Source organism: Streptomyces sp. NPDC050535, assembly GCF_044457665.1.
GTDB lineage: Bacteria > Actinomycetota > Actinomycetes > Streptomycetales > Streptomycetaceae > Streptomyces.
In genome coordinates, this window is record NZ_JBITHE010000002.1 from 466013 (window position 1) to 480439 (window position 14427).

The 14427-nt window shown below is 69.9% G+C and carries 12 protein-coding genes, 1 tRNA gene and 1 pseudogene; 10 read left to right on the forward strand and 4 right to left on the reverse strand.

Features of this window, described 5'->3' with window-relative positions:
* The first annotated feature begins 16 nt into the window (after window positions 1-16).
* The gene (locus ACIBLC_RS07005) at window positions 17-577 is read left to right on the forward strand and encodes a GNAT family N-acetyltransferase (protein WP_399209896.1); all 561 of its coding nucleotides are present in this window, start codon (window positions 17-19) and stop codon (window positions 575-577) included.
* A complete protein-coding gene (locus tag ACIBLC_RS07010) occupies window positions 574-2346 on the forward strand; it encodes an IucA/IucC family protein (RefSeq protein ID WP_399209693.1) in 1773 nt (590 codons plus the stop codon). The genes ACIBLC_RS07005 and ACIBLC_RS07010 overlap by 4 nt, the downstream gene beginning before the upstream one ends.
* A gap of 46 nt (window positions 2347-2392) precedes the next feature.
* Here ACIBLC_RS07010 and ACIBLC_RS07015 read toward each other — a convergent pair whose 3' ends face one another.
* Window positions 2393-3982, reverse strand: a complete 1590-nt coding sequence (locus ACIBLC_RS07015; protein WP_399209695.1) for a beta-N-acetylhexosaminidase — start codon at window positions 3980-3982, stop codon at window positions 2393-2395.
* 62 nt (window positions 3983-4044) lie between these two features.
* On the opposite strand from ACIBLC_RS07015, the gene ACIBLC_RS07020 reads away from it, so the two are divergent.
* On the forward strand, window positions 4045-4908 hold the full coding sequence (locus tag ACIBLC_RS07020; protein WP_399209696.1) for a DUF4429 domain-containing protein: 864 nt from the start codon (window positions 4045-4047) through the stop codon (window positions 4906-4908).
* Window positions 4909-5101: 193 nt separating this feature from the next.
* Here the strand turns inward: ACIBLC_RS07020 and ACIBLC_RS07025 are convergent, their stop codons facing one another.
* On the reverse strand, window positions 5102-6664 hold the full coding sequence (locus tag ACIBLC_RS07025; protein ID WP_399209698.1) for a purple acid phosphatase family protein: 1563 nt from the start codon (window positions 6662-6664) through the stop codon (window positions 5102-5104).
* A 164-nt stretch (window positions 6665-6828) separates the two neighbouring features.
* On the opposite strand from ACIBLC_RS07025, the gene ACIBLC_RS07030 reads away from it, so the two are divergent.
* Complete coding sequence (locus ACIBLC_RS07030) at window positions 6829-7086, forward strand: hypothetical protein (RefSeq protein ID WP_399209700.1); 258 nt, start codon at window positions 6829-6831, stop codon at window positions 7084-7086.
* Window positions 7087-7113: 27 nt separating this feature from the next.
* Window positions 7114-8931, forward strand: a complete 1818-nt coding sequence (gene glmS / locus ACIBLC_RS07035; RefSeq protein WP_399209701.1) for a glutamine--fructose-6-phosphate transaminase (isomerizing) — start codon at window positions 7114-7116, stop codon at window positions 8929-8931.
* 180 nt (window positions 8932-9111) lie between these two features.
* Here glmS and ACIBLC_RS07040 read toward each other — a convergent pair whose 3' ends face one another.
* On the reverse strand, window positions 9112-9639 hold the full coding sequence (locus tag ACIBLC_RS07040) for a universal stress protein (RefSeq protein WP_383685737.1): 528 nt from the start codon (window positions 9637-9639) through the stop codon (window positions 9112-9114).
* 323 nt (window positions 9640-9962) lie between these two features.
* Between ACIBLC_RS07040 and ACIBLC_RS07045 the strand changes: the two genes are divergently transcribed.
* From ACIBLC_RS07045 to ACIBLC_RS07065, 5 genes and pseudogenes are all read left to right on the forward strand, one after another.
* Window positions 9963-10397 carry a hypothetical protein gene (locus ACIBLC_RS07045; RefSeq protein ID WP_399209702.1) on the forward strand — a complete coding sequence of 145 codons (435 nt, stop codon included), beginning with the start codon at window positions 9963-9965 and terminating at the stop codon, window positions 10395-10397.
* 377 nt (window positions 10398-10774) lie between these two features.
* A pseudogene (locus tag ACIBLC_RS07050) lies at window positions 10775-12014 on the forward strand (helix-turn-helix domain-containing protein).
* Between the two features lie 125 nt (window positions 12015-12139).
* The gene (orn, locus tag ACIBLC_RS07055; RefSeq protein WP_399209703.1) at window positions 12140-12742 is read left to right on the forward strand and encodes an oligoribonuclease; all 603 of its coding nucleotides are present in this window, start codon (window positions 12140-12142) and stop codon (window positions 12740-12742) included.
* Between the two features lie 162 nt (window positions 12743-12904).
* Window positions 12905-12977, forward strand: a tRNA-His gene (locus tag ACIBLC_RS07060).
* Window positions 12978-13067: 90 nt separating this feature from the next.
* On the forward strand, window positions 13068-13592 hold the full coding sequence (locus ACIBLC_RS07065) for a GNAT family N-acetyltransferase (RefSeq protein ID WP_399209704.1): 525 nt from the start codon (window positions 13068-13070) through the stop codon (window positions 13590-13592).
* Window positions 13593-13594: 2 nt separating this feature from the next.
* Here the strand turns inward: ACIBLC_RS07065 and ACIBLC_RS07070 are convergent, their stop codons facing one another.
* Window positions 13595-14422: a serine/threonine protein kinase gene (locus ACIBLC_RS07070; RefSeq protein ID WP_399209705.1), complete on the reverse strand. Its 828-nt coding sequence runs from the start codon at window positions 14420-14422 to the stop codon at window positions 13595-13597.
* Window positions 14423-14427: the final 5 nt, after the last annotated feature.

A 14427-nucleotide genomic window follows, 5' to 3' on the forward strand; every position in this document is an offset into this window, starting at 1 on the left:
CACCCGTGCGAGCCGGATGACCACCACCGAGATCGGCACGTTCACCGTCCGCGCGCTCGACCCGTTCAAGGACGCCGAGCTGCTGCACAGTTGGGTCACCCACCCCAAGTCCGCGTTCTGGATGATGCAGGACGCCAGACTCCAGGACGTGGAGCGGGAGTACATGGCCATCGCGGCGGCCGAGCACCACGACGCGTTCCTCGGCCTGCTGGAAGGCGAACCCGTCTTCCTGATGGAGAGTTACGACCCCCGGTACGTCGAACTCGTGGGCCTGTACGAGCCCGAGCCCGGCGACGTCGGCATGCACTTCCTGGTCGCGCCGACGGACACACCCGTGCACGGATTCACCCGGTCCGTGATCACCGCGGTGATGGCGGAGCTGTTCGCCGACCCGGCCACCCACCGGGTCGTCGTCGAACCCGACGTGGCCAACAAGGCGGTGCACGCGCTCAACGCGGCCGTCGGCTTCGTCGCCGAGCGCGAGATCGACAAGCCCGAGAAGCGCGCGCTGCTGAGCTTCTGCACGCGCGAGCAGTTCGACGCCGCGATACGAGAAGTACGGAGTGTGGCGATATGACCCTGTCCGACGCCGTGGCGCACCTGTCCCCCGAGCGCTGGGACCGCGCCAACCGCCTGCTCGTCCGCAAGGCGCTCGCCGAGTTCGCGCACGAAAGGCTGATCACGCCGGAGTCGCTGGGCAAGGACCGGTACGCCGTCCGCAGCGACGACGGCCTGACCCGCTACCGCTTCACCGCCCACCCGCACGCGCTCGACCACTGGCGGATCGACGCCGAGTCGATCACCCGGCACCGCGACGGCGGTCAACTCCCGCTCGCCGCGCTGGACTTCTTCATCGAGCTGAGGAAGACGCTCGGCCTGAGCGACGAGGTCCTGCCCGTCTACCTGGAGGAGATCTCCTCCACCCTCTCGGGCACCTGCTTCAAACTCACCAAGCCGCAGATCCCCGCCGCCGAGCTCGCCCGCTCCGGCTTCCAGGAGATCGAGACCGGCATGACCGAGGGCCACCCCTGCTTCGTCGCCAACAACGGGCGGCTCGGCTTCGGCGTGCACGAGTACCTGTCGTACGCCCCCGAGACCGCGAGCCCGGTCCGGCTGGTCTGGCTGGCCGCGCACCGCTCGCGCGCCGCGTTCACGGCGGGGGTGGGCATCGAGTACGAGTCCTTCGTGCGCGAGGAGTTGGGCGCGGAGACCGTCGAGCGGTTCGCGAAGGTCCTTGGCCGGCAGGGCCTCGACGCCGACGACTACCTGCTCATCCCCGTGCACCCCTGGCAGTGGTGGAACAAGCTGTCGGTGACGTTCGCGGCCGAGGTCGCCCAGCGGCACCTGGTCTGCCTGGGCGAGGGCGACGACGAGTACCTGGCGCAGCAGTCGATCCGGACGTTCTTCAACACGTCGCACCCCGAGAAGCACTACGTCAAGACGGCGCTCTCGGTCCTCAACATGGGCTTCATGCGCGGGCTTTCTGCCGCGTACATGGAGGCGACCCCGGCAATCAACGACTGGCTCGCCCAACTCGTCAAGAACGACCCGGTGTTGAAGTCGACGGGCCTGTCGGTCATCCGCGAGCGCGCCGCCGTCGGCTACCGCCACCTGGAGTACGAGGCGGCCACCGACCGCTACTCGCCGTACCGCAAGATGCTCGCCGCCCTGTGGCGCGAGAGCCCGGTGCCCGCCCTCCAGGAGGGCGAGACCCTGGCGACGATGGCCTCCCTGCTCCATGTCGACCACGAGGGCGCGTCCTTCACGGGCGCGCTGATCGAGCGGTCGGGACTGAACCCGGTGGAGTGGCTGCGCCGCTATCTGCGCGCCTACTTCACCCCGCTGCTGCACAGCTTCTACGCCTACGACCTGGTGTACATGCCGCACGGCGAGAACGTCATCCTGGTTCTCAGGGACGGCGTGGTACAGCGGGCGGTCTACAAGGACATCGCGGAGGAGATCGCCGTCCTGGACCCGCAGGCGGTGCTGCCGCCGGACGTCGAGCGGATCCGCGTCGAGGTCCCCGAGGACACGAAGCTCCTGTCCCTCTTCACGGACGTCTTCGACTGCTTCTTCCGCTTCCTGGCGGCGGATCTCGACGCCGAGGGCATCCTCGACGAGGACCTCTTCTGGCGGACGGTCGCCGAGGCCGTACGCGCCTACCAGGACGCGACGCCCGAACTCGCCGACAAGTTCCGGCAGTACGACATGTTCGCACCGGAGTTCGCGCTGTCCTGCCTCAACCGCCTCCAGCTGCGCGACAACAAGCAGATGGTGGACCTCGCCGACCCGTCCGGAGCCCTCCAACTCTTCGGCACCCTGAAGAACCCGATCGCGGGTCTCTGAGCCGGCGGGGCTCAGGAGACGGTCCCCTCCTGAGCCCCGCCCCCGGCTAGGCGGAAGGCCAGGGAACCTGGGGCGACCTGTAGTAGCCGATCCCCAGCGCGTCCCACCGCGGCGCCTGTGCCGCGAGCCGCACCTTGTACGTGTCCCAGTCGTGCGTGGACGCGGGCGACCAGCCGAGCTCGGCGACCCCGGGCAGCCGGGGGAACGCCATGTACTCGATGTCCGCGGACTTCACCAGCGTCTCGGTCCACAGCGGAGCCTCGACACCCCTGACCGCCGAACCGGGCACGCCGGGAAGGTAGTTGCCCGGATCCCAGTCGTAGGCCCGCCGCACTTCCACCAGGCCGGCCCAGTCCTGCCCGAGCGGGGTGTCCGCGGTGTACTTCATGTCCAGGTAGACCCGGTCGGCCGGTGACAGCACCAGGCCCGTCCCGTTCCGCGCGGCCTGTGCGACCTGTTCCTTCTCCGCCGCGCTCGTGTCGTCCAGCCCCCAGTACTGGGCCAGCGCCCCGGCCGCCGGGGTGGTTCCGGTGAGCTGGTGCCAACCAACCACTGTCTTGCCGTACTTGGTGACGATCGGCTGCACCCGGTCCATGAAGGCCACGTAGTCGGCGTGCGACGTGGAGTGGGCCTCGTCCCCGCCGATGTGCAGGTACTTGCCGGGGGTAATCGCGGCCAGCTCACGGATCACGTCGTCCACGAAGTCGTACGTGATGCCCTTGGAGACGCACAGCGAACTGAACCCGACCTCGGTGCCGGTGTAGAGCGACGGGGCGACACCGTCGCAGTTCAGGTCCGCGTACGAGGCGAGCGCGGCGTTCGTGTGCCCCGGCATGTCGATCTCGGGGACGACCTCCAGGTAGCGCGAGGCGGCGTACCGGACGATGTCCTTGTACTGGGCCTTCGTGTAGAAGCCGCCCTGCCCGCCGCCGACCTGTGTCGAGCCGCCGTACGTCGTGAGCCGCGGCCAGGAGTCGATCGCGATGCGCCAGCCCTGGTCGTCGCTCAGGTGCAGGTGCAGCTTGTTGACCTTGTAGAGCGCCAACTCGTCGATGTAGCGCTTGACCTGGCCGACGGTGAAGAAGTGCCGGGAGACGTCGAGCATCGCTCCGCGGTAGCCGTAGCGCGGGCTGTCCTCGATGGTACCGCCCGCCACCAGCCAGGGTCCCGGCTGCCTGGAGTCCTTCTCGACGGCGGCCGGGAGCAGTTGGCGCAGGGTCTGGACGCCGTGGAAGAGGCCGGCCGGCTTGGCGGCGGTGATGGTGATGCCGGATCCGCGGCTGGCGAGACGGTAGCCCTCGGCGCCCAGATCCCCTGCGCCCAGCTGGAGTTGGATGCCGTCACGGCCGCGGGAGGAGGTGACCGGCAGCCGGTGGCCGGTGGAGGGCCGCAGGATGTCCGCGAGGTACTCGCCGACCTTGCGGGCCTCGCGCGAGTCCGCGACGCGGATGCGGGTGTCGCCGGTGATGCGGTACGCGGGTCCGCCCGCGTCGACCGAGGCGGGGGCCGGGATCACCTGGCCGAGCGGCGTGACGGTCCGGTCGGCCGCGGGGGGCGCCGCGCCGACGACGGAGATGGAGGCGGCCGCCACGAGCAGCAGCGTACTGAGAAGACGGGGCGTTCTGTGCTGTCTCACATGCGCTCCCTTCGAATGGGTATAGACCACTCTCCCGTACAGCCGGTGAAAGAATCCCCCTCATGGCGGAAATCATCCAGAAGGACGGCACCTGGATCTTCGACGGCGACGCGCTGCGCCTGACCCCCGGGCGCGACAAGAACGTCAGCCTGTTCCGCAAGACGCTGGGTGAACTGGCCGTCCCGCTGGGGGCGTTGGCGGGCATTTCCTTCGAGCAGGGCAAGAGGACCGGGCGGCTCAGGCTCCGGCTGCGCGACGGCGCCGACCCCCTGCTCCAGGCCACCGGCGGCAAACTCGCGGAGCCGCACGACCCCTACCAGCTCATCGTCGAGTCCGACCGTTACGGCGTCGCCGAGTACCTCGTGGACGAGGTCCGCAACGCGCTGCTCCTGGACGAGGTGCCGGCCGGCCCCGTCGCCGGCTATCTGCTGCCGGGTCCCGCCCTGCCCCTGTCCGTCTCCGCCGGGGACGGCACCGCGAGCTTCGACGGCGAGCACGTACGGCTGGACTGGAACTGGAAGACCGAGGACGCGAAGGCCGCCGCCGGTGCCCGGTCGCTGGCCCTGGGGGACATCACCGGCGTCGAGTGGCACCCTTCGGCCGGCCTGGAGAACGGGTGCCTGCGCTTCACCGTGCGCGGTGCGCACACCAAGGCGCCGCCCAAGTACGACCCCAACTCGGTGGAGTTGTGGGGCTTCAAGAAGGATCCGCTGATGGCGCTGGTCGCGGCGGCGGTGCAGGCGCGGCTGCCGCACCCCGCGTCGGCGCCCTCCCCGCAGCCGGTGAGGGAACTGCCGACCGCCGCCGAGGCCGATCACGACGCCCTGCTCCGGCGGCTGCGGGAGCTCGGCGAGCTGCACAAGTCGGGTGTCCTGACGGACGAGGAGTTCTCGATGGCCAAGCAGGCGGTCCTCAAGAGGATGTGAGGACCGCCTGCCGGCCGCCTAGGTCCTGTCGTCACTTTCCCGTCGTCGCCCGGAGGGCGGCCGCGCGGCGTCAGGTGCGTGCTCTCGGCATGCCGGGCGTAGGCCCTCGTACTGGACGTACTCGGGTCTGCGCCCGGTGCGGCGAGAGTGCGTGCATGGCGTCGCGCGGCAGACGGGAATGTGACGACAGGGCCTAGCGGACCCGGCGTGCCACCGTGAAGTTGTCGACCTCCTCGCCCGTCTCGGCGATGCCGCGCACCCGCAGCGTCGCGAGCCGGCCCTTCGCCGCCGGGGTGACATCCACGCGCAGGAACGAGTAGTTGAGGTAGCGCACGCGCGACCAGGCGACCGTCTCGGACTGCTTGACGCCGTCCTTCTGGACGACGTACGAGGACACGGCCTCGTTGTCCTTCACGTGGCCCTCGTAGGACTCGTCCGCGCTGAACGCGTACAGGCTGCGGCCCGCCGCGCCCGCCGTGACGTACACGATGCCGTCGGTCTCCGGGTACGCGGTGGCGCCGATCGGCAGTTCCTTGGCGACCTTGTTGCCCTTGATGACGTCGGTGCGCTCGTAGACGTGGTTGTGGCCGTTGATCACCAGGTCGACGGTGTACTTCTCGAACAGCGGCACCCACTCCTGGCGCACGCCGCCCTCGGAGGCGTGCGCGGTCGAGGTGCAGTAGGCGCAGTGATGGAAGAAGACCACGACGAAGTCGATGTCGTGGGCGGCGCGGTACTTCTTGAGCTGGGCCTCCAGCCACTTGGTCTGGGTGCCGCCGGAGATGCCGAGGTTGGCCGGGATCTCGAAGGAGATGTCGTTGGCGTCCAGCGAGATGATCGCCGTGTTGCCGTGCGTGAAGGAGTACACGCCCGGCAGGTTCTTCTTGTCGGGCCCGTTGTCCGGGAGCTGCCAGCGGGCCTCTTCGCCGCCGTAGCCGTTGGGCGAGTACCAGGCCTCCATGTCGTGGTTGCCGTACGCCACCATCCACGGCACCTGCTTGGCGACCGACTCGGTCTGCGCGAGGAACTGGTCCCAGGTGCGCGAGTCGAAACCGGTGTCCTCGACCTTGCCGGCGCCGGACGGGTCGGCGTAGCAGATGTCACCGGCGTGCAGGTGGAAGGCCGGGTTCTGGGCCAGGATCAGGCTGTCGTTGGCCAGACCGTGGTAGCTGACACCCTGGTCGCCGAAGGCCGTGAAGGTGAAGGACTCGGCCCTCGACGGCGCGGTGGTGAAGGTGCCGAGGGTGCCGGCGAGGTGCGCGGACGCCGGGTCGAAACCGTCGTGGCCCACGCCGTAGTAGTACGTCTGACCGGGGCGCAGGTGGCTGAGCTGCGCGTGCACGTAGTACTGCGTGTGGTCGGCGCTCACGCCGACGCCGGCCGGGGTGTAGAGGCTGCGCACCTCGGCCTGGATCTTGCGGGAGAGGTCCCAGGGGTGGGCGCCGATGCGGATGTACGGCTTGTTCACGGGGGCCGGGACCTGCCAGGAGACCGTCATCTCGGTCTTCGGGTCGGTGCCGTAGGCGAGGTGGCGGCCGAAGGGGGCGACGAGCGCGCCGTCGACCTTCTCGGTGCCGCCCCTGTGGGTCGGCACGGCGGCCTGCGCGGTCGCGCCCGGCACGAAGGCGCCGCCCGCGACGGCACCCAGGGTGACGGCGCCGCCTCTCATCATCGTGCGCCGCGAGAACTTCGCGCGCAGGTATTCGTGTTGCTCGGCCATGCTCATGCGCTCAGCGAGCTTGTCCGGTACGCCCATGCGAGGAGTGTCCATGGCTGAAAAAGGTGCTCTGGGCATCCATCGCTGTGCAAGACACAGCATGAACAGGTCCCGAACAGGCTCCCATAAGAGATTCAACAGTCACTTGCCCGATATCGGGCAGGATTCTTGCGATTGCCAGCGCTTTACCTCAGGATCAACGGGTGCACGACGAACTTGTTGATCATCTGACGCGGTCCTCGCCCCTCAACCGGGGCGAGGCGCTGCGGGTGGTCCAGGACGTGCTCGCCTACTTCGACGAGACGACCGAGGAGTACGTCCGTCGCCGCCACCGCGAGCTCCAGGCGCAGGGCCTGGTGAACGCGTCGATCTTCGGACGGATCGAGGCGGACCTGAAATACCGCGCGGTCGCACCGCCGGAGCTCACGCTCAGGCAGCTGCGCCGCATCGTCTACGGCTAGATCATCTACGGCTAGGAAAACTCATACATGTGCGGAATCGTCGGATACATCGGCAGGCGTGACGTCGCCCCCCTCCTGCTCGAGGGCCTCCAGCGGCTGGAGTACCGCGGCTACGACTCGGCGGGCATCGTCGTCACGACGCCCAAGTCGGCCGGCCTGAAGATGGTCAAGGCCAAGGGACGGGTCCGCGACCTGGAGGCCAAGGTCCCCAAGCGCTTCGCCGGCACCACCGGTATCGCCCACACCCGCTGGGCCACCCACGGCGCCCCCTCCGACGTGAACGCCCACCCGCACCTGTCGGCCGACAGCAAGGTCGCCGTCGTCCACAACGGCATCATCGACAACGCCTCCGACCTGCGGAAGAAGCTGGAGGCCGACGGCGTCGAGTTCCTCTCCGAGACCGACACCGAGGTCCTCACCCACCTCATCGCCCGCTCCCAGCAGGAGAAGCTCGAGGACAAGGTCCGCGACGCGCTGCGGGTGATCGAGGGCACGTACGGCATCGCGGTCCTGCACGCCGACTTCCCCGAGCGCATCGTGGTGGCCCGCAACGGCTCCCCGGTCGTCCTCGGCATCGGCGAGAAGGAGATGTTCGTCGCCTCGGACATCGCCGCCCTGGTCACCCACACGCGGCAGATAGTGACCCTCGACGACGGCGAGATGGCCACCCTCAAGGCCGACGACTTCCGTACGTACACCACCGAGGGCACCCGTACGACGTCCGAGCCGACCACCGTGGAGTGGGAGGCCGCGTCGTACGACATGGGCGGCCACGACACGTACATGCACAAGGAGATCCACGAGCAGGCCGAGGCCGTGGACCGCGTCCTGCGCGGCCGCATCGACGACCGCTTCTCCACCGTGCACCTCGGCGGCCTCAACCTGGACGCCCGAGAGGCGCGCCAGATCCGCCGGGTGAAGATCCTCGGCTGCGGCACCTCGTACCACGCGGGCATGATCGGCGCCCAGATGATCGAGGAGCTGGCCCGCATCCCCGCGGACGCCGAGCCGGCCTCGGAGTTCCGCTACCGCAACGCCGTGGTCGATCCCGACACGCTGTACGTCGCGGTCTCCCAGTCCGGTGAGACGTACGACGTCCTCGCCGCCGTCCAGGAGCTGAAGCGCAAGGGCGCGCGGGTGCTCGGCGTGGTCAACGTGGTGGGAAGCGCCATCGCCCGCGAGGCCGACGGCGGCATGTACGTGCACGCCGGACCCGAGGTCTGCGTCGTCTCCACCAAGTGCTTCACCAACACCACGGTCGCCTTCGCGCTGCTCGCGCTGCACCTGGGCCGCACCCGCGACCTGTCGGTGCGCGACGGCAAGCGGATCATCGAGGGCCTGCGCAGGCTGCCCGGCCAGATCGACGAGATCCTCGCGCAGGAGGACGAGATCAAGAAGCTGGCCGAGGGATACGCCGAGGCCCGCTCCATGCTCTTCATCGGCCGTGTCCGGGGCTACCCGGTGGCCCGCGAGGCCTCCCTGAAGCTCAAGGAGGTCTCCTACATCCACGCCGAGGCCTACCCCGCCTCGGAGTTGAAGCACGGCCCGCTGGCGCTCATCGAGCCCGCGCTGCCGACGGTCGCCATCGTGCCCGACGACGACCTCCTGGAGAAGAACCGCGCCGCCCTCGAGGAGATCAAGGCCCGCAGCGGCCGGATCCTCGCGGTCGCGCACCGGGAGCAGGAGAAGGCCGACCAGACGATCGTCGTCCCGAAGAACGAGGACGAGCTGGACCCGATCCTGATGGGCATCCCGCTCCAACTCCTCGCCTACCACACGGCGTTGGCCCTGGGCCGGGACATCGACAAGCCCCGGAACCTCGCGAAGTCGGTCACGGTGGAGTAGTAACGCCGGTGCACGGGAGCGCCCTTCAGAGGCGCGGGGAACTGCGCGAGCAACCCCCACGGCCCGCACCCGAGAACGCCGAGAACGGGTCCCCGCACGTGCCACCAGCACGCGGGGACCCGTTCTTCTCAGGAGCCGGGGCCACGTACCGGGGCTGGACGCCCGCCTGGGGAAAGGGAGTTACGGAATGACGACGACGGGGCGCTGAGCGCGCTTGGCGAGCCGTCCCGCCACCGAGCCGAAGATGCGCCCGACGAGGCCGTGCGTGGAGCCGACGACGATCGCGTCCGCCTCGTACTCCCGCCCCACCTCTTCGAGTTCGTGGCAGATGTCGCCGCCGCGCTCGACAAGGATCCAGGGGACCTCGGACAGGTACTCGGCGCAGGCGAGTTCGAGGCCGAGCACCTCGGTGCGATGGTCGGGCACGTCGACGAAGACCGGGGGCTCGCAGCCCGCCCACACGGTGGTCGGCAGCCGGTTGGCGACGTGGACGATGATCAGGCCGGAGCCGGAGCGATGGGCCATGCCGATCGCGTAGGCGAGGGCACGCTCGCTGGACGTCGAGCCGTCGAAACCGACGACGACGCCGTGCTTGAAGGCGGGATCGCAGGACTGGCGGAGTTCCTCCGCCGCCAGGGGCTCGGCCGCCGTGGGATCGGCGAGCGGGCGCTGGCGGTCCGCGGGATCGAAGAATTCGTGACCGGCCATGGATGTCTCGGCGTTTGGATCCTCGTGTGGGACAACGTCAACGTGCGGCAGAGTTGTGTCCGGGAATCATCTTCCCATCCCCATACCCCCAAGGGTACGGCTGCACGCCTCCTCTGCCCAGATCCCGCGTCGGCCACGCGGCGTTCATCGGAGCATGCATGAGGGGGCGCCCGTAACGCAATGGTTGCTGCCCCGTACAGGTGGTTTGCACAGGGTTCACCCAGGCGTGCCGCACAGTGACCTGCCGGTCCACCACGCGTTGAACTGTTCGGCCACCGCCAGGGGGAGCAATGGAGTATTAGGTACGTACGAGGGAGCACACCGTGCCCGGACCCGAGACCGACTCCCGACCCGCCGCCCGGACCCGCGCCGCGGCGGCCCCCGCCCCGGACACGGCGAGCGATGTGGTTCGCTGGGCGGCCTTCAGCTGTGTACTGGTTCCCGTGGTCCTCGTCTGGTACGGCACCTCACTCGCCGGCGCGGCAGGTACGGCGCTGGGCCTGGCGGCCGTGACCGCCGTGTGCCGGGTACTGCTGACGCGGTCGGAGCGGGGCGCGGCCCGACTGCTCGCCGAGGAGCGCTCCCCGGCCCGCGGACGGCACGGCGGGCACGCGGTTCCGGCCTCGCGCGGCGCTGCGGTCTCCGGTGCGGTGCCGGCCTCGCGCGGGGCGGCACAGCCGAGCGGCCCGCAGGGCAGGAGTGGCGTGGGGGCGCACAGGGGCGGTCGGCACGGCGGGGCGAACAGGCCGGTCGACTGACCGGTTTACGCGCACGCGCCCGCCTCTTTTCAGCCAACTTCTGTGTATGGCGCGTTCCTTGGTCGAACGACCCCCCAACCCCCGTTCGACCTGCACTGAAAGGGCCACCGGGGGCTCGCGCACCCTACGTGGATTGGCCACTGGCAGGAGGCGTACTTCCCTGCACGGCCCACGAGTGCAACGCTTCGTGATCGAATGCTTCACGCCAAGTTGCCTTGTCGACATTCTGTTGAGTATCGAACTGGTCACCTTGGCGCCATGGGACACAGTAGATTCGATCTTGACGTCTTACGGCGGGGGACTCGTGCAGGACCGAGGGGAAACGTGCAGGAGCGACACAACCGAGGAGCCGCGACCACCGAGGGGGGCTTAGCAGGATGAGCCACGACTCCACTGCCGCGCCGGAAGCCGCGGCCCGGAAACTTTCCGGGCGACGCCGCAAGGAGATCGTCGCGGTGCTGCTGTTCAGCGGCGGCCCCATCTTCGAGAGTTCTATACCACTGTCGGTGTTCGGGATTGACCGCCAGGACGCCGGCGTACCGCGCTATCGCCTGCTGGTGAGCGCGGGCGAGGACGGCCCGCTGCGGACCACAGGGGGCCTGGAACTGACAGCGCCACACGGCCTGGAAGCGATCTCGCGGGCAGGCACGGTGGTCGTGCCCGCCTGGCGGTCGATCACCTCGCCGCCTCCGGAGGAGGCACTCGACGCGCTGCGCCGGGCACATGAGGAAGGCGCCCGCATAGTCGGGCTGTGCACCGGCGCCTTCGTCCTGGCCGCGGCGGGACTGCTGGACGGCCGTCCCGCGACCACCCACTGGATGTACGCGCCGACGCTGGCCAAGCGCTACCCGTCCGTCCACGTCGACCCGCGAGAACTCTTCGTGGACGACGGAGACGTACTGACCTCGGCGGGTACGGCGGCCGGAATCGACCTCTGTCTCCACATCGTGCGGACGGACCACGGAAACGAGGCGGCCGGCGCACTGGCCCGTCGCCTGGTGGTCCCCCCCGCGCCGCAGCGGCGGCCAGGAGCGCTACCTCGACAGGTCGCTGCCCGAGGAGATCGGCGCCGACCCCCTCGCGGAGGTCGTCGCCTGGGCGCTGGAGCATCTGCACGAGCAGTTCGACGTCGAGACGCTGGCGGCACGGGCGTACATGAGCCGGCGGACCTTCGACCGCCGTTTCCGGTCGCTCACCGGGAGCGCTCCCCTGCAGTGGCTGATCACGCAACGGGTGCTCCAGGCGCAGCGTCTCCTGGAGACGTCGGACTACTCGGTCGACGAGGTGGCGGGGCGCTGCGGCTTCCGGTCACCGGTCGCGTTGCGGGGCCACTTCCGGCGCCAGCTCGGCTCGTCGCCGGCCGCCTACCGGGCCGCGTACCGGGCCCGGCGTCCGCAGGCCGCCGACCGGTCGTCGGAGCCGGACGGCGCCGCCAGCACGCCGGGACCGCCGACGGCCATCCACCAGGAGAGCCCGGTCCCCTCGCAGACCCGTCGCACGGCGGCCGCCGGCATCGTCGGACAGGCGATGTCCATGTCGACGGACTCGGGCAAGGCGGGCACGGAACTGTACGCGGCGGGACGGCCGAGCCTGCCGGGGCAGCGCAGCGCCCCCTAGACCCACCATTTCCGCCATTTCCACCATTCGCGCCGTTCACGCCGGGCGGGGGGGCCTTCGGGCTCCCCGCCCGGCCGCGCGCACGAGCGGTTCACCTGGGCGTAGTGGGCCGTAGGGTGAGGCACATGAACGATCGCATGGTGTGGATCGACTGCGAGATGACCGGTCTCTCGCTGTCGGATGACGCGCTCATCGAGGTGGCCGCGCTGGTCACCGACTCTGAGCTGAACGTACTGGGTGACGGTGTGGACATCGTGATCCGGCCGCCGGAGGAGGCGCTGGAGACGATGCCGGACGTGGTGCGCGCGATGCACACCAACTCCGGCCTCCTCACCGAGCTGGCCGCGGGCACGACCCTGGCGGACGCCGAGGAGCAGGTCCTCTCCTACGTGCGTGAGCACGTCAAGGAGCCGGGCAAGGCGCCGCTGTGCGGGAACTCGGTGGGCACGGACCGGGGTTTCCTCCTCCGTGACATGCCGACCCTGGAGGACTACCTCCACTACCGCATCGTGGACGTCTCCTCCGTCAAGGAGCTGGCCCGCCGCTGGTACCCCAGGGCGTACTTCAACAGCCCGGACAAGAACGGCAACCACCGCGCCCTGGCCGACATCCGCGAGTCCATCGTCGAGCTCCGCTACTACCGCGAGGCGGTCTTCGTCCCGCAGCCCGGCCCCGACTCGGAGACCGCCCGCACCATCGCCGCCAAGCACGTCCTGCCCGTCCAATAGCGTCGGCCGGCCCCCCGCGCCGCCCCCGGACAGACCTCGGAAAGACCCCGGACAGGCCTTTGTCGGGGCCCTGATGGGCCCCAGCAAAAGCCGGGCGCGAGCACCCCTTCGGACCCTGTACACTTTTTCTCGGCCGGTCGGAGAAACGCAGGACCGGTCATGGTGGGTGTAGCTCAGCTGGTAGAGCACCTGGTTGTGGTCCAGGATGCCGCGGGTTCAAGTCCCGTCACTCACCCTCGATGATCAAGGCCCGGCCTGGGAACAGGCCGGGCCTTGGTTCGTTTCCGGGCGGCGGGTGGCCCGCGGCCCGCCATAGGCTTCGCCCATGCCCGAGCCGATCGTGCCCGCCTGGGCCGCCGAGGTCATCGCCACCACCCGCCTCGACCTCCTCCCCCTCCGCGTCGAGCACGCCCGCGAGATGGCCGGGGTGCTGTCCGACCCGGCGCTGCACGCCTTCATCGGCGGTGCGCCCGCCGCTCCCGACGCCCTGCGCTCCCGCTACGAACGGCTCGTCGGCGGCTCCCCGGATCCCGCCGTCACCTGGTGGAACTGGGTGCTCAGGCATCGCGAGGACGCGTGCCTGGTCGGGACCGTGCAGGCGACGGTCACGGGGGACGTCGTGGAGATCGCCTGGGTGGTGGGTACGCCCTGGCAGCGGCGTGGATTCGCCGGGGAGGCGGTGCGAGGGCTGGTCGAGTGGCTCGGGCGGCAGCCACGTCTCCGTACCGTCGTCGCCCATGTCCATCCCGGGCACCTGGCCTCCGCGGCCGTCGCCGGCGCGGCGGGACTGACGGGGACAGGGCGGCTCGAGGACGGCGAGGTCAGGTGGGAACTGCCGCTGCGGACGTGACTTCAGTTGTCCTGGGGCGAGTTGGCGGCGCGCCACGCGGCGGCGAAGTCGTGGACGTTGTCGAAACGGTCCCCGGGGTCCGCCCGGGTGGCGCGTTCGACGACCGCCAACTGTCGCGGTGTGCCTCGCCAGGCGCGTTCCTCGTCACCGGCGTCCAGGAGGAGGCGGGCCGCGCGGCCCAGGGTGAACACGGTCGTACGGTTGTCGATCACGGCTCCGTGGACGAACCCCTCGGGCGCCATGAACCGCCGCGAGCCCGGCAGCCGGTCACCTTCCACCAGAAAGGGACCGGGCCGGTACTCGTCCAGGTCGATCAGGTGGACCAGGTCCCCGGTGAAGTCGTACAGCAGCGCGCCGTCGTAGAAGTCGACCGCGACCTGGCCCACGGCCTCCACCGCGAGATGCCCGGCCAGGACCCGGTCGAAGGCACGCAGCACGCGGTCGGTCGGGAGGGCACGGAAGCGGGCCATCGGACTGTCCGGGCCGGTACGGTCCTCCGGTTCGCCGGGAGTGGGGTGGTACAGCAGCTCGCCGTCCCGCCAGGGCATCACCACCGCCCAGCTCTGCCGTACGGCGATCCGGTGGACCTGCGGGACGATCGCCGGGTGGCGCACCGCCCGGTGGAACGCCCAGCCGCGCTCGAACGACCGCCGCGCGCCCTCGGTGGCCGCCTCCTTGACGAACCAGCGCGCGCCGTCGAGCAGTCGCACCCCGTACGCCACGGCCCCCGAGTCCTGCCCGCGGAACACCTTGAACACCTCGCCCACCCTGCCCAAATAGGGCTCCACGGCGGGCACTTCGTCGACCCCCAGCAGGGGATGAAGAACCATGCCGT

Excerpts from the sequence above, each read along its gene's own strand:
- ACIBLC_RS07020 (WP_399209696.1), top strand. The coding sequence starts at position 4,045 with ATGGCGGAAATCATCCAGAAGGACGGCACCTGGATCTTCGACGGCGAC.
- ACIBLC_RS07010 (WP_399209693.1), top strand. The coding sequence starts at position 574 with ATGACCCTGTCCGACGCCGTGGCGCACCTGTCCCCCGAGCGCTGGGAC.
- ACIBLC_RS07070 (WP_399209705.1), bottom strand. The coding sequence starts at position 14,422 with ATGGTTCTTCATCCCCTGCTGGGGGTCGACGAAGTGCCCGCCGTGGAG.
- ACIBLC_RS07040 (WP_383685737.1), bottom strand. The coding sequence starts at position 9,639 with ATGGCCGGTCACGAATTCTTCGATCCCGCGGACCGCCAGCGCCCGCTC.
- ACIBLC_RS07005 (WP_399209896.1), top strand. The coding sequence starts at position 17 with ATGACCACCACCGAGATCGGCACGTTCACCGTCCGCGCGCTCGACCCG.
- ACIBLC_RS07065 (WP_399209704.1), top strand. The coding sequence starts at position 13,068 with ATGCCCGAGCCGATCGTGCCCGCCTGGGCCGCCGAGGTCATCGCCACC.
- ACIBLC_RS07025 (WP_399209698.1), bottom strand. The coding sequence starts at position 6,664 with ATGGGCGTACCGGACAAGCTCGCTGAGCGCATGAGCATGGCCGAGCAA.
- orn (WP_399209703.1), top strand. The coding sequence starts at position 12,140 with ATGAACGATCGCATGGTGTGGATCGACTGCGAGATGACCGGTCTCTCG.
- glmS (WP_399209701.1), top strand. The coding sequence starts at position 7,114 with ATGTGCGGAATCGTCGGATACATCGGCAGGCGTGACGTCGCCCCCCTC.